The sequence below is a fragment of the Galbibacter orientalis DSM 19592 genome, assembly GCF_000260115.1.
Lineage (GTDB): Bacteria > Bacteroidota > Bacteroidia > Flavobacteriales > Flavobacteriaceae > Galbibacter > Galbibacter orientalis.
Map to the genome: position 1 here is coordinate 846,729 of NZ_JH651379.1, position 14,203 is coordinate 860,931.

General features: G+C 33.1%; 11 protein-coding genes. 3 read left to right on the forward strand and 8 right to left on the reverse strand.

Translation table 11 applies throughout. The annotated features are described in order from the left end of the window. Positions 1-10: 10 nt before the first annotated feature. The 4 genes from ald to JOOMADRAFT_RS03895 all read right to left on the reverse strand — a co-directional run bounded on the left by ald (position 11) and on the right by JOOMADRAFT_RS03895 (position 6,437). Complete coding sequence (gene ald / locus JOOMADRAFT_RS03880) at positions 11-1,111, reverse strand: alanine dehydrogenase (RefSeq protein ID WP_008611460.1); 1,101 nt, start codon at positions 1,109-1,111, stop codon at positions 11-13. 376 nt (positions 1,112-1,487) lie between these two features. After that, positions 1,488-4,379: a leucine--tRNA ligase gene (locus JOOMADRAFT_RS03885; protein ID WP_008611461.1), complete on the reverse strand. Its 2,892-nt coding sequence runs from the start codon at positions 4,377-4,379 to the stop codon at positions 1,488-1,490. Positions 4,380-4,692: 313 nt separating this feature from the next. Next, on the reverse strand, positions 4,693-5,163 hold the full coding sequence (locus JOOMADRAFT_RS03890) for an Lrp/AsnC ligand binding domain-containing protein (RefSeq protein WP_008611462.1): 471 nt from the start codon (positions 5,161-5,163) through the stop codon (positions 4,693-4,695). Between the two features lie 173 nt (positions 5,164-5,336). Further along, positions 5,337-6,437: an esterase-like activity of phytase family protein gene (locus tag JOOMADRAFT_RS03895; RefSeq protein WP_008611463.1), complete on the reverse strand. Its 1,101-nt coding sequence runs from the start codon at positions 6,435-6,437 to the stop codon at positions 5,337-5,339. Positions 6,438-6,511: 74 nt separating this feature from the next. On the opposite strand from JOOMADRAFT_RS03895, the gene JOOMADRAFT_RS03900 reads away from it, so the two are divergent. Beyond that, complete coding sequence (locus tag JOOMADRAFT_RS03900; RefSeq protein ID WP_008611464.1) at positions 6,512-6,919, forward strand: iron chaperone; 408 nt, start codon at positions 6,512-6,514, stop codon at positions 6,917-6,919. A gap of 32 nt (positions 6,920-6,951) precedes the next feature. On the opposite strand, the gene JOOMADRAFT_RS03905 is transcribed toward JOOMADRAFT_RS03900, so the two are convergent. Next, positions 6,952-8,322, reverse strand: a complete 1,371-nt coding sequence (locus JOOMADRAFT_RS03905; RefSeq protein WP_008611465.1) for a saccharopine dehydrogenase family protein — start codon at positions 8,320-8,322, stop codon at positions 6,952-6,954. A 72-nt stretch (positions 8,323-8,394) separates the two neighbouring features. Here JOOMADRAFT_RS03905 and JOOMADRAFT_RS03910 point away from each other — a divergent pair, with 72 nt between their 5' ends. Together JOOMADRAFT_RS03910 and pckA are read left to right on the forward strand one after the other, a co-directional pair. Beyond that, positions 8,395-8,784 (forward strand): DUF423 domain-containing protein, encoded by a 390-nt coding sequence (locus JOOMADRAFT_RS03910; RefSeq protein WP_008611466.1) that lies wholly within the window; start codon positions 8,395-8,397, stop codon positions 8,782-8,784. A gap of 146 nt (positions 8,785-8,930) precedes the next feature. Next, a complete protein-coding gene (gene pckA, locus JOOMADRAFT_RS03915) occupies positions 8,931-10,544 on the forward strand; it encodes a phosphoenolpyruvate carboxykinase (ATP) (RefSeq protein WP_008611467.1) in 1,614 nt (537 codons plus the stop codon). A gap of 442 nt (positions 10,545-10,986) precedes the next feature. Here the strand turns inward: pckA and JOOMADRAFT_RS03920 are convergent, their stop codons facing one another. The 3 genes from JOOMADRAFT_RS03920 to JOOMADRAFT_RS03930 are packed head-to-tail and all read right to left on the reverse strand — an operon-like array spanning position 10,987 to position 14,087. Beyond that, a complete protein-coding gene (locus JOOMADRAFT_RS03920) occupies positions 10,987-11,733 on the reverse strand; it encodes a uroporphyrinogen-III synthase (protein ID WP_008611468.1) in 747 nt (248 codons plus the stop codon). A gap of 9 nt (positions 11,734-11,742) precedes the next feature. Further along, on the reverse strand, positions 11,743-12,405 hold the full coding sequence (locus tag JOOMADRAFT_RS03925) for a DUF4271 domain-containing protein (protein WP_008611469.1): 663 nt from the start codon (positions 12,403-12,405) through the stop codon (positions 11,743-11,745). Further along, positions 12,405-14,087 carry an ArnT family glycosyltransferase gene (locus JOOMADRAFT_RS03930; protein WP_008611470.1) on the reverse strand — a complete coding sequence of 561 codons (1,683 nt, stop codon included), beginning with the start codon at positions 14,085-14,087 and terminating at the stop codon, positions 12,405-12,407. Before JOOMADRAFT_RS03930 ends, JOOMADRAFT_RS03925 begins: the two co-directional genes overlap by 1 nt. Positions 14,088-14,203: the final 116 nt, after the last annotated feature.

Below are 14,203 nucleotides of genomic sequence, written 5' to 3' on the forward strand. Positions count from 1 at the left end.
AGTTCCTTGATTATGAATAACTGACTTCCCATCCGAAAGCCTCTGCTATACCTTCGTATACTATAGTACCTTTTACAATATTTAATCCTTTTTGTAATGATTTATCTGCATTACAGGCTTTTTCCCAACCTAAATTTGCTAATTTTAATACAAACGGAAGCGTTACATTTGTTAAAGCAACCGTAGAAGTATAAGGTACAGCGCCGGGCATATTGGCAACACAATAATGTACCACATCATCAATTATATAAGTTGGGTCTTCATGCGTAGTTGCTTTTGTAGTTTCTATGCACCCCCCTTGATCTACCGCCACATCTACAATTACGGTACCTGGATGCATTTCTTTAAGCATATCTCTAGTAATTAAACTTGGTGCTTTTGCTCCTGGAATCAATACTCCACCTATAATTAGGTCGTGGGTTTTTATATGTTTTCTGATGTTGTATTCATTAGAAAACTCGGTAACAACATGACTTGGCATAATATCATTCACATGGCGTAAACGTTTCATATTAATATCTAAAATAGTAACATGAGCCCCTAATCCCGCTGCCATTTTTGCTGCTTGAATTCCTACTGTCCCAGCTCCCAAAATAAGTACTTTCCCTGGAGGTACTCCAGGAACACCGCCTAATAATACGCCTCGTCCTTTAATAGGTTTCTCCAAATACTTAGCCCCTTGCTGGATTGCCATTCTTCCAGCAACTTCAGACATTGGGGTTAGCAAAGGCAAAGTACCATCTACATCCTCAACGGTTTCATAAGCTATACACACCGCTTTACTTTTTATCATTGCTTTGGTAAGTGCTTCACTAGAAGCAAAATGAAAATAGGTAAAAACAAGCTGATTTTCTTTGATAAGATTATATTCTGGAGCTATTGGTTCTTTAACCTTAACAATCATATCGCTTTGAGCGTATACTTCTTCAATAGTATCAACAAGTATAGCACCCACATTTAAATAATCATCATCAAAAAAACCACTCCCATCTCCTGCTGTAGATTGCACATACACTGTATGTTTGTTTTTTACTAACTCAAAAACACCGGCTGGAGTCATTCCAACCCTGTTTTCGTTATTTTTAATTTCTTTTGGAATCCCTATTTTCACAACTCATGTTTTTAATGTTGAGTGCAATTTCAGATTTACTTTTTAAGTATTCAAATAAAATTGATAAAAACAGGGGGTATTCTCAATAAAAAATGATTTTTTTAATATACTACCCCTAAAAAATAAGGGGTGTATATTAAAATATATTGTTTTTTTAATGAATTATATTTTTTAATAGGGGTATGTTGAATAAATAAAAAAATATCTAAAAAGTATTCAAACTCTAAATGTCATCCTCAACTTGTTGAAGGATCTTTTTAGTGTTAGTTATGAAACTTCGACAAGCTCAGTTCGACAAGCTCCTTTGACAGGCTCAGTTTAACAACTATAAATTACTTTTTAGACAGTCTTTTTTATACTTTTAGTAGCACATAAATTAGCCAACTATATTTACTATTTTTCCAGGAACAATAATAATCTTCTTAGGTGTTCTTCCCTCTAATTGTGCTTGTGTTTTTTCGTGTGCCATCACCTCTTTCTCGATGTCTTCTTTACTCATATCCATCGGTAAATCGAGGGTAAAACGCATTTTTCCGTTAAAAGAAATAGGATATGTTTTACTACTTTCTACTAAATGTTTTTCATCAAAAACAGGAAAATCTGCCGTTGAAATTGAATTTGAATTCCCTAACTGACTCCAAAGTTCTTCGGCAATATGTGGTGCATAAGGCGAAATTAAAACCGCTAATGGCTCTAAAATATCTTTGCTGGTACATTTTTGGGCAGTAAGTTCATTCGCACATATCATAAAAGTAGAAACCGACGTATTAAAAGAGAAATTCTCAATATCCTCTTCTACTTTTTTAATGGTTTTATGAAGTGTTTTCAAGCTCTCTTTAGAAGGCTCGCTGTTGGTAACTTTAAGTCCGTTATCGTTGAAATACAATTTCCAAAGTTTCTTTAAAAATCCGTGTACTCCTGTAATACCTGCTGTATTCCAAGGTTTTGCTTGCTCCAAAGGTCCTAAAAACATTTCGTACATACGCAGCGTATCGGCTCCATAATTCTCGCAAATCTCATCTGGATTTACCACATTGTACTTGGATTTGGACATTTTTTCGACTTCGCGACCAACAATAAAAGCCCTATTATCCTCCCCCTTGCCCCCTCCAGAGGAGGGGGTATTCTCGTTACAAACTTTACCATTTTCAAGAATGAAAGTAACATCTTTAAATTCGGGACGCCAATTTTTAAAGGCTTCAATATCTAATTCATTAGAAGCGTTTACGAAAGAAACGTCTGTGTGGATTGGCGTTACATTTTTATCACCTATTAAGTTTTTAGAAATAAATGTATTACTGTCTTGTAAACGATACACAAAAGCGCTAGTTCCCAAAATCATTCCTTGATTGATAAGTTTTTTAGCAAATTCATCTACAGGAAGCAAGTTTTGGTCAAACAAAAACTTTTGCCAAAAACGAGCGTATAATAAATGGCCTGTTGCATGTTCGCTTCCGCCAATATATAAATCTACATCCTGCCAATAATTCAACGCCTCTTTAGAAGCAAATGCTTCGCTATTATGGGCATCCATATAACGGTTAAAATACCATGAACTTCCAGCCCAACCTGGCATAGTGTTGAGCTCAAGAGCCCCTCCCTTCCTCCCCATAGGGGAGGTGTTTTCAAACGTTTGTTGAGAAACTACGTTGCCTACTCCATCTTTTTCTAACCAATACCACTCCTTAGCATTCCCTAAAGGTGGTTCTCCGGTTTCGGTAGGTAAATACTTTTCTACCTCAGGAAGTTCAATAGGTAAATGCTTTGCATCAATCATTTGTGGCAATCCGTTTACATAATATACTGGAAATGGTTCTCCCCAATAACGTTGACGTGAAAAAACAGCATCGCGCAAACGGTAATTAGTTTTTCCTTTTCCTTGCCCTATTTCTTCTAAAGCTTCAATTGCCTTTTTAGTAGCTTCTTTATAACCTAATCCGTTTAAGAAATCGCTATTTCCAATTACCGTTTTTTCTTTATCTGCAAAAGCCTCTTCGCTAATATCTACTCCGTCAAAAATATTTGGAATTTCAATGTCAAAATGCTTAGCAAAATCATAGTCCCGCTGGTCTCCACATGGCACCGCCATTACAGCTCCTGTTCCATAGCCTGCCAATACGTAATCTCCTATCCAAATTGGCACAGGTTTTTTGGTAAACGGATGCTCGGCATAAGCGCCTGTAAACACACCACTTATGGTTTTTACATCTGCCATACGCTCACGCTCACTACGTTTTGCGGTTGCTTCTACATAGGCTTCTACCGCTTCTTTTTGCTCGGGAGTAGTAATTTTACTTACCAATTCGTGCTCTGGTGCTAACGTCATAAACGATACTCCAAAAATAGTATCGGGACGTGTCGTAAAAACGTCAATTCTAAATTCTGAATTTTGAATTTTGAATTGAACTTCTGCACCAACAGATTTTCCAATCCAATTACGCTGAATTTCTTTTAACGGCTCTGGCCAATCTAATTTATTTAATCCTTGAAGTAAGCGCTCCGCATAAGCAGAAATACGCATACTCCATTGCTTCATTTTTTTACGAACTACTGGATGCCCCCCACGCTCTGAAACTCCGTTTACAATCTCGTCGTTTGCAAGTACAGTTCCTAAAGCAGGACACCAATTTACTTCGGTTTCCGCTAAATAGGTAAGTCGGTATTGAAGTAGTATTTTTTGTTGTTCTTCTGAAGAATATGCATTCCATTCCGAAGCAGAAAAAGTATCTACGTTATCATCAGAAACAGCATTTACAGTTCTATTTCCTTCAGCAGAAAATTTATTAATTAAGGTTAAAATGTTTTCAGCCTTATCTGTATCCTTATTATACCACGAGTTGAATAATTGAATAAAAATCCACTGTGTCCACTTATAATAATCAGAATTTGAAGTACGTACCTCCCTGCTCCAATCGAATGAAAAACCTATTTTATCTAGCTGTTCACGGTAACGTGCAATATTTTCTTTGGTGGTTTTATCTGGATGTTGTCCTGTTTGAATAGCGTACTGCTCTGCTGGCAACCCAAAACTATCATACCCCATTGGATGAAGCACATTAAACCCTTTATGACGTTTGTAACGTGCATAAATATCACTAGCAATATACCCCAACGGATGCCCCACATGCAACCCCGCTCCAGAAGGATAAGGAAACATATCTAACACATAATATTTTGGTTTGTCGGAATTATTACTTGCTTTAAACGTTTGGTTATCTGCCCAATGTTTTTGCCATTTGGCTTCAATTTCATTGAAATTGTACTTCATTGCTATCTTTTTTATGCTGAATCTTATAAGAATTGCAAAAATACAGTTATTCAATGAATATGGAAAGTTATTTAATTAAAAGTGGCAAAGGGGAATAAGAGGCAGAGGTTCAGAGGTTCAGAGTTTCAGAGGTGCAAAGGGGCAAAGGGGCAAAGGGGCAAAGATACCAATTTGAAGATTTGAAGATTTGGAGATGCGGGAATGTGGGAATGTGGGAATGTGGGAATGTGGGAATGTAAAATAAAATCTTCACGCTCCCGGCTTCGAACTTCCGACTTCTTTTAACTTTTTTACTTTACAACATTTCAACAAACTATACAGAAATCTGCCTATCTATTTGTTGATTTAGGGAAATAAAAGTTTCGGTTCTAGAAACGCCTTCAATGGACTGCACTTTATGATTTAAAACATTCATTAAATGTTCGTTGTCTTTACAAAGAATTTTAATCAGAATGGACCAATTCCCTGTAGTATAATGACATTCTAGCACTTCTGGAATTTCTTTTAATTGCTTTACAGCTTCTGGATTTCTCATAGCTTTATCCAAATAAATTCCGATAAATGCCATTGTGTGATATCCCAACATTCGAGGATTAATAACAAATTTAGATCCAGAAATAAGTCCAGAATTTTCTAATTTTCTTAAACGTTGATGGATTGCAGCCCCAGAAATACCAATCTTTCTAGCTATTTCCAAAATGGGCTTCCGAGCGTCTTCCATTAGACTTCTTAGAATCTCTTTGTCGATTCCATCTATTTCTACGGTTTCATTAGTGAATTTCATCTAAAACATTTTAAATATCAACAAAGATACCTAAAACCAGTTCTAGATTGTAAGTAAAAAAGTTAAATGAGGATGTCTCATTTATAATTTTACATCCAACTATTTTTCAGACTCCATTCAAAAAAACTGGGTAGATAGACCCATGGGGAATTATAATTTCTAGCTATTTATGTTTATTGTTTAACGATTTCGAACAATAAAAACTGATTTATTTGCGGACTCATAGTGTTGAAATTATTATCGGAAATTAGAATTAGCGTTTTATTTCCATTAGCAAGTGTTGGTCCGTAGCAAATACCTTCAATATTATCGATTGTATTTTTTTGCAATCCTTTTCTAATAGACTCTAAATTGAATGCTAATTTTTTTGAAACAGGCTTAATCTTACTTTCAGATAGATGCTGAGTTTCCAACGTATTCTCGCTATTAGAAGCATCTACCTCATAAATTTTTAATCCGTTTGCTTTCTTTCCCCAACCCGAAGAATATGAGCGCTCTAACATCAAAAATTTCTTATTACCAATGGTGAATAAATCTGACAATCCGTTTACAGCAAAGTCGCCTTTTGGAGCTTTTTCAATTTTATCTAACGGATAAATAAACTGAAATTTAGGTGTTTCGCTATTCCAATCGTAATAGGTAATTCTCACTGGAGAATACGCTTCTTTGGTTGTTGGTTCTGGGCCATCGGTTTCTAAAGGTAATTCTGTTCCCATCCAAAAACCTGTGTTGTCGTAATTTCTTGCCAAACCTTCAAATAATCCGTTATGTCTAGGTTTATAAGGACTTTCAGCATAAAAATAAGAAGGAATCTCATAGCTATTAACAAACGCTCCTGTTGTAGAAACATTAAAAATAGACGGGTCTCTTTGGTTTTTAATACTGCCCTCACTAGAAAGTAAAATATGCTGTGTTTCTGGATTATATAAAATAGACTCTAAATCTAAAAACGTATTTTCCATGAACGGATCTTCATAAGAAAAAAACGTGGTATTTGTAAAAATTACAGTATCTATTTTATCATTTTCAATTTTAATTTTTGCAGTATAAATACGAGGATTTTTAGAGTCGTCGCATACTATAAGGTAATCATCTTTAAAATTATCAATCCCTGAAAGTCCGCCAATTTCTGTATCGTCCAATATTACTTTTGCAGGAAAAATATATTCGTCTAAAAATTTCAATTTTGTATCTGCTGTAGGTTTGTTTTTAACTGAAGAACAACTAGCTAATAAAACAACAAAACAGGTAAATAAGATATTTCTTACTTTCATTATCAAATCTATTTATTGATATTAGGTTGCAAGATAACTGAATTTGATTTATTTTTAAAGGTATATACTGTGAAGTGACCGATAAAAATAAAGATACTCCGAATAAAAAAACAGGTAACAATCTATTCCTTACCGCTAAAGAATATTTTGAATCTCAACCTGAAGAAACAAGGCAAGCGTTGTTAGAACTAAAAGAGTGCATCTTAAAAGTAGCACCAAACGCAACCGAATTAATAAATTATAATATTCTAGCATATTCACTTATAAAAGGAGGAAAAAGAGAACAACAAATTATGATTGCTGGTTATAAAAAGCATGTAGGATTTTACCCTCATCCAACAACAATGGAAAAATTTGAATCCGAATTAAATGGGTTTAAAAAAGGAAAAGGTTCGGTCCAATTTCCTTTAGACAGACCATTGCCAAAAGACCTTATTGAAAAAATGGTTACCTACCGAATGAAGCTTATTAAAGAAAAATAAGGAAGTAGCTAAAACTGTGTTTTTATGCTAATTTATCCTGCTACATTATTTGGATTATAGCCCATATAAGGAACTTCTTTTTCAATAAAAGTAATTCCATAATTTTCTAAAGCCGACAAAACAGGCTCATAAATATCTTTTGAAATAGGGATTACAACCCCAGTAGCAGTAATTTCCTTATTTAAAATTTTTAACGCAGCAATTCCTAAAGGCAAACCAACAGTTTTAGACATTGCTGTGTAAGTTTTATCTTTCCCAAGAGCAACCATACTAGAATCTATTTGATGTTTCTTTCCGTTTAAAGTATAACCAAATTTATGGTACATTACAATCATATCTTTATCGTCGTCATTAAGTAACCAATGGTCTTCTAATATTTTCTGAAGCGCTTGAGCTGGTGTTGCATTTTCAATTCCTATTTTTTTAGAAGCGTCGAATAAATCAAGTTCTTGGAGCTTCTCCCACATAATATCATCTTGATCGATTTTTAAATAATGTCGAAGTTTTAATTCCACTGCATCCGTAGGTGAATACGGAAGAAAGGAATTTACAAATTCTCTATAGGACATGTTTTCAGAATCTTCCAAAACAAAAGTATCGTCGGTCATTCCTAATTGAACAAACATATTCCATGCTTTCGAAAAACCAACACGACGGATGGTTCCTCTATACAAGGTTAAAATATCATTTAAACCATAAGCACTTCTATATTTTAGAGAATCCCGATTGGCATAGCCTTCAAATTTTCCGTAGCCTTCTATCTCAAAAAATTCTGTTCTTCGGAAAAGTTTATGATATGGAATGTATTTATAATTCCCTTCTTGAATAAACATTGCAGTTCCCCCCTGCCCTGCCACGACTACATTTCTAGGATTCCAAGTAAATTTATAGTTCCATAAATTGGTATCGCTTTCTGGAGCCACCAATCCGCCAGTAAACGATTCAAATAATATCATTTTCCCTCCTTTGCCTCGGATTTTATCTATTACCTTCATGGCGCTCATATGGTCAATTCCAGGGTCTACTCCAATTTCATTTAAAAAAATAAGTCCTTTTGCCTTAACTTCTTCATCCAAAGCTTCCATTTCTTTACTTACATAGGAAGCCGTGACCATATTTTTTTCATACAAAAGACAATCTTTTGCAACTTCAATATGAAATCTAGCAGGAAGCATTGAGATTACTAAATCTGCTTTTTTAATTGCATTTTTGCGTTCTTCTTCCTTAAAAATATCTAATTTTATAGCGGTGCAATTGGGTTTATCTTTTAAAAGGTTTTTAGCGTTTTCTATATTGATATCTCCAACAACAATATGTAATTGCTCTGATGCTGCTTTTTCCAATAAATATTTAAGTAAATAAGAAGTAGATTTTCCAGCACCAATTAATAAAATAGTACGCATGTGAATTTGTTTATTAATTTCACACTAATGTATTAAAATGTTATAAACATAACAATTAAAAATAGATGAATTATGCATAAAGGAATATTAATAGCAGGAGGAGTATTAGGATTTTTAGCAATAATATTAGGTGCTTTCGGGGCGCATGCGTTAAAAAGTGCTTTAGATGCAGAGGCTTTAAAAACATTTGAAACTGGTGTAAAATACCAAATGTATCATGCCCTATTATTATTATTTGTAGGAAGCTTGCCTATACTTACTTCAGGGACTAAAAATACCATTTTATATCTCGTAGTTATTGGGGTTATTCTATTTTCTGGTTCTATTTATGGTTTAGCAACCAATGCACTTACTTCTTTCGACTTTAAAAAAATAGGTTTTGTAACCCCTATAGGTGGAACTTTACTAATTATTTCCTGGGGAATTTTGATATATAACTTTATAAGGTTAAAAATAAATTAATTCTAAGGAAGAATCCATAAATAGATTCAGATTATTTGTTAATAGTAGTAAAATCTTGAATTTTTATTAAAAATACACAACTCAAACGTTGTAGTAGAATATTTTTAATACATTTGTCTTAGCTACTAACATCAACAATTTAAAAAATGACGGTGGACAAAACACTTGTTACGCAAACGATTTCGTTGAAAAATTACGGAATTATAAATGCGACAATTAATTACCAATTAAGTCCTGAAGAATTGCACCGTATCACCTTAGAAAAAGGAATGGGAAAAGAAGCTTCCTCAGGAGCTTTAGCCATAAATACTGGTGAATTTACAGGACGCTCTCCAAAAGACAGATTTATTGTAAAAGATAAAATTACTGCGGATAAAGTATGGTGGGGATCTATAAACCTCCCTTTTGATGCTGATAAATTTGATGCTTTACAAAAAAAGGTAACCGACTATTTGTCGGAAAAAGAATTGTATGTACGCGACTGTTATGCCTGTGCAGATAAGGATTACCAATTAAATATTAGGGTTATAAACGAGTATCCTTGGAGTAATTTATTTGCCTATAATATGTTTCTGCGTCCAAAGGAAGAGGAGTTAAAAGACTTTAATGCAGAATGGACCGTTATTAATGCTCCAGGTTTCAAAGCAAACCCAGAAACTGATGGAACACGCCAAGAGAATTTTGCTATTTTAAACTTTACTAAAAAAGTAGTCCTTATTGGGGGTACAGGATATACCGGAGAAATTAAGAAAGGTATTTTTTCAGCACTAAATTTTTTGTTGCCTGTATACCAAAATACACTTCCAATGCATTGTAGTGCAAATGTAGGAACAAATGGAGATACTTCTATATTTTTTGGATTATCTGGAACAGGAAAAACAACACTTTCTGCCGACCCAAAACGTAAATTAATTGGAGATGACGAACACGGATGGACAAAAGACAATAGCGTTTTTAATTTTGAAGGAGGATGCTATGCTAAAGTTATAAATCTTTCCGAAGAAAATGAACCCGATATTTTTAGAGCCATCCAAAAAGGGGCTTTACTAGAAAATGTTAGTTTAGATTCCGAAGGGAATGTTGATTTTAAAGACACTTCCATCACTCAAAACACACGAGTAAGTTATCCTATTTATCATATTAAAAACATTCAAAAACCTTCTATAGGCTTTTCTCCAAAGAATATATTTTTCTTAACGGCAGATGCTTTTGGGGTTTTACCTCCTATTTCCAAATTAACACCAGGACAAGCAGCATATCATTTTATTTCTGGATATACTGCTAAAGTTGCAGGTACCGAAGCAGGAGTAGACGAACCTGTACCCTCCTTCTCTGCGTGTTTTGGAGCTCCATTTATGCCGTTACACCCAACAGCCTATGCAGAAATGCTTAGTGAGAAAATGAAGGAAGCTAACGTAAATGTATGGCTTATAAATACTGGATGGACTGGTGGTCCTTACGGAATTGGGAAGCGTATGGCTTTAAAATACACTAGAGCCATGATTACCGCTGCAATGAATAATGAATTAGGAGAAGAAATTACTCCAGAAAAATATCATATCCACTCTGTTTTTGGTTTAGCACAACCTAGAAGTTGTCCTAATGTACCAGATGAAATATTGAGTTCTAGAAAAACTTGGAATAATGATGAAGGCTATTACAAAAAAGCCCATCAGCTAGCGGCTGCTTTTAAAGAAAATTTTGAAAAGTTTGCATCCTATGCTAGTGAAGAAACAAAGGACGGCGGTCCTTTGGTCTGATTTTAATTTTAGAAGGGTAACCTTCGAAGCTTGCCAAATAGTTAGTAGGAAAGCCTCTGGAAACCCCAGAGGCTTTTTAATATTTATTATCATTAATGTCCGAGTAAAAATACAAGACCGCTTCGCTGTAAGAGAAAAGAACAAAGACTAAATCTTAACTATTTTAAATGAGTAGTTTAAAAGAAATAACATTAGTAAACTCCTCTTTTTATTCATTTTTATTAATAGCAAGGGGGCTACTATTTTAAAAACCTTATTTAAACCTTTATATAAGTAGAGTCCAATAAATTTCGTTAACCTTTATCGGACAACAATAATTTATTATTTAAGCTCCCAAAAATCGTTTTGAAAATGTACCGTTATTAGTAATAGAAACTAAAATATTAATATAAAAAAGAAAGCCGTCCCTGTTAGGATGGCTTCATTTTATATGTATGTATTTTTATTTTTTATTGACTTGAGCAATATATTTCTCTAAAGCCATTGTCATAGAAGGTGTTTCTGGTGTTGGAGCCTCTATATCGATACGAAGACCAGCTTCGGTAGCTGCTTTAACGGTTGTATTACCAAAAACAGCTATTCTAGTATTATTTTGTTCGAAATCTGGGAAGTTTTTCAATAAAGACTCAATTCCAGATGGACTAAAAAATACCAAAATATCGTAATATACATCTCTTAAATCAGAAAGATCGCTGATTACTGTTTTATACAGAATTGCTCTTTTCCAATCTACTTTTAATTCGTTTAATGTTTCTGGAACCAAAGGTTTTAAAACATCAGAAGAAGGTAATAAGAATTTTTCATCCTTATACTTCTTAACTAAAGGTGCTAATTCCTGAAAAGTACGTTTACCAACATAAATTTTACGTTTTCTGTAAACTACATATTTCTGTAAATAATAAGCTACTGCTTCCGATTGACAGAAGTATTTCATAGAATCAGGAACTTTAAATCGCATTTCTTCTGCAATTCTAAAGAAATGATCCACAGCATTTCGACTCGTTAGAATAATTGCTGTAAACTGGGTTAAGTCAATTTTTTGCTGTCTTACATCTCTCGCATTAACTCCCTCCACATGAATAAAAGGTCTAAAATCTACCTTTATTTTTTGTTTTTCAACCAGCCTTAAATAAGGAGAATTCTCCACTTTTGGCTCAGGTTGTGAAACCAAGATTGTCTTAACTTTCATAAATATCCGTTAGTTTGAAGCCTTATCAATAAAATAAAATTTTATTAGTATCAAATAAGGGGCTATTTCTAGCGCGCAAAGATACAAAATAAAATAAAATAAATATTTTCCTATTAATTTTTGATGATTTCTTAATGTAAGTACTGTAGAAATAGTATTAAGAGAAAGAAATGTAAGTATTATTATATAAAATACAATATTGCCCCTTAAATCGCTGTAAATGAATAAACTAATCAACGGAAGTAATACTAATGCTGAAAGATTTCTATAAGTTACTTTATGAAAATGAAAACTTTCTACAAAAGGCAATATATCAAAAATTGTTGCTATTATTTTTTCTAAATAAAACTTAAAAAGAATAAATAGAAATAAAAATGGAAGTATTAAATATGGGTTTATAGTTAACGGAAAATCTAAAAATTCTACGGTAATCCAAACTATTAAAGAAAGGCAAACAAGCTGCGGTATAAATAAGAAAAAATTAAAAACACTTGTTGATTGATTCCCTTCTTTGCTATATATTTTTAAATATTTATAATTAATAAAAAGCATGATAAATGCTTGAAACTTCTGTTCGTTCATTAGCTTAGCAAGTGTAAGACTTACTAAAGCTGAAAAGAGCAAAATCGTTTCAGTGGTATGAAAGTTGGTATTTCTTAATACTTCGTTCACTAGTTATCTAACTTTATCATTTCTCCTTGAAACCCTGGATATATACCATTATGAATTATTCCCATTCTAAAATATTGTATCTCCGGAATTACAACAGTGTCTGGAATTTTTACCTGAATAGAAACTGTTTCTTCTTTTTTTATTTTAGCTGAAGAATTATCCACTAATAGAGGGATAACCTTAATACCTCTTTTGTTAGTGTCGTAAAATACAGCTGCATATGTTAAGGAATCTGTTGGAATAGTTTCGTTATAAGGATTATACAATTCCGCAGAGAAATTTGTAGCAACTTTATTTTTAAAAGAATCCTTATCTATTGTAATCTTCATTTTTTTGTAAGTCTTCAATGAGTCAATTATAGTTCCTCTAATTTTATGATTTTTAAATTCTCTGATTATAGAAACTGTAGAATCAATTAAATATTCATGATTTCCAGTTAGATAAGCAACCTTTTTATTTCTCACTTTAAATTCAGAGCTATCCAAATCAAATTGATTTTGTCTGGCGTGTAAATCATTAGAAGAAAATACCGTACCTCCTTCAGAATAAAAACCATACATTGCGGCATCTCTATATGAGTTATGAAAAACTACAGGAATCCCTTTAACCTTATCTTTTAGCTCTGTTACCCACTTTTTATTACCATAAGCCTCATATTTAATAGGAGATATGGGTTGGTAAATAAGAGCTACTCTTAAATAGAGAATTAAAATAACCGAAAAAACACTAATTCTAAAAAGCCATTTTCTATAATTCTCATGCTCATATGCGTATCTTAATGTAAATAAAATTAGCGGAATTACAATTAAAATAACCCATTGCGCTTGTGTTTTTCTGGAGAAACTAGAAAATAAGAAAAATAGAAAAACACCATACCCTAAAAACTTTAATGCTTTATCGAACTTGTCTTTAGAAGGAAGTTTATAAAAAGCAAAATACATTAAAGGAAAACATAAACCAGCAACTGCAATACAATTTACAAGATAATCAAGCGTAAACTTTATACGGTAAGCGCTATTTGCACGATCAAAAAGATGGTATTTTAAAGGCGCAAAATCTACTTGATACAGCCACACTAAATGGGGAGTATATAATACCAAAGAAATAGCTGTTGCCAACCAAAATTTACTATTTTTTAAAAGCGCTAGGTTTGATAGTAAGACAAAGCCTATAAGCAATATTCCGTGGTATTTACAATACATAACGGCAGCCATACTAAATCCTAAAACCAACACCGAGATAGTGTCTTTTTTTAATAAAAAGCGCTTATAAGCCCAAACAAATAACAAGCTAAAAGTTAGCAAAGCAGTATCTGGCAAAATCATAAATCCGTATGCTACCATTAAACCTATGCTGCTAACAAAAGCCATAAAAAGCCAAGTATATTTATACTTTTTGTCTGTTTCTATAAGTTTCCATAATAAAAAAACATTTGCAGCATATAAAAAAGGAGATGCTAGTCTAACTCCCAATTCTCCATCAAAAATATTAATACCTAAATTCACCAAAAAGGCAACCATTGGTGGGTGGTCAAAATACCCCCAACTTAGATTTTGGGCAAAATACCAATAGTAAGCTTCATCAAAAATTAATCCTGTAAAAGCACTTTGAATAAGGTTTACAACCGTTACTATTATTAAAAATGAAAGGATTATTTTGTTAGAAAGGTTTTTATCAATCATAATTATTTTCTAAATATTGGTAAAAGTACTCAATAATTGAAGTGCAAAATTCCTTAAAATCGGTTTAAAAAACTAAAAGATATTACAAATATTTTTTAATCAACTCCCATTATGAG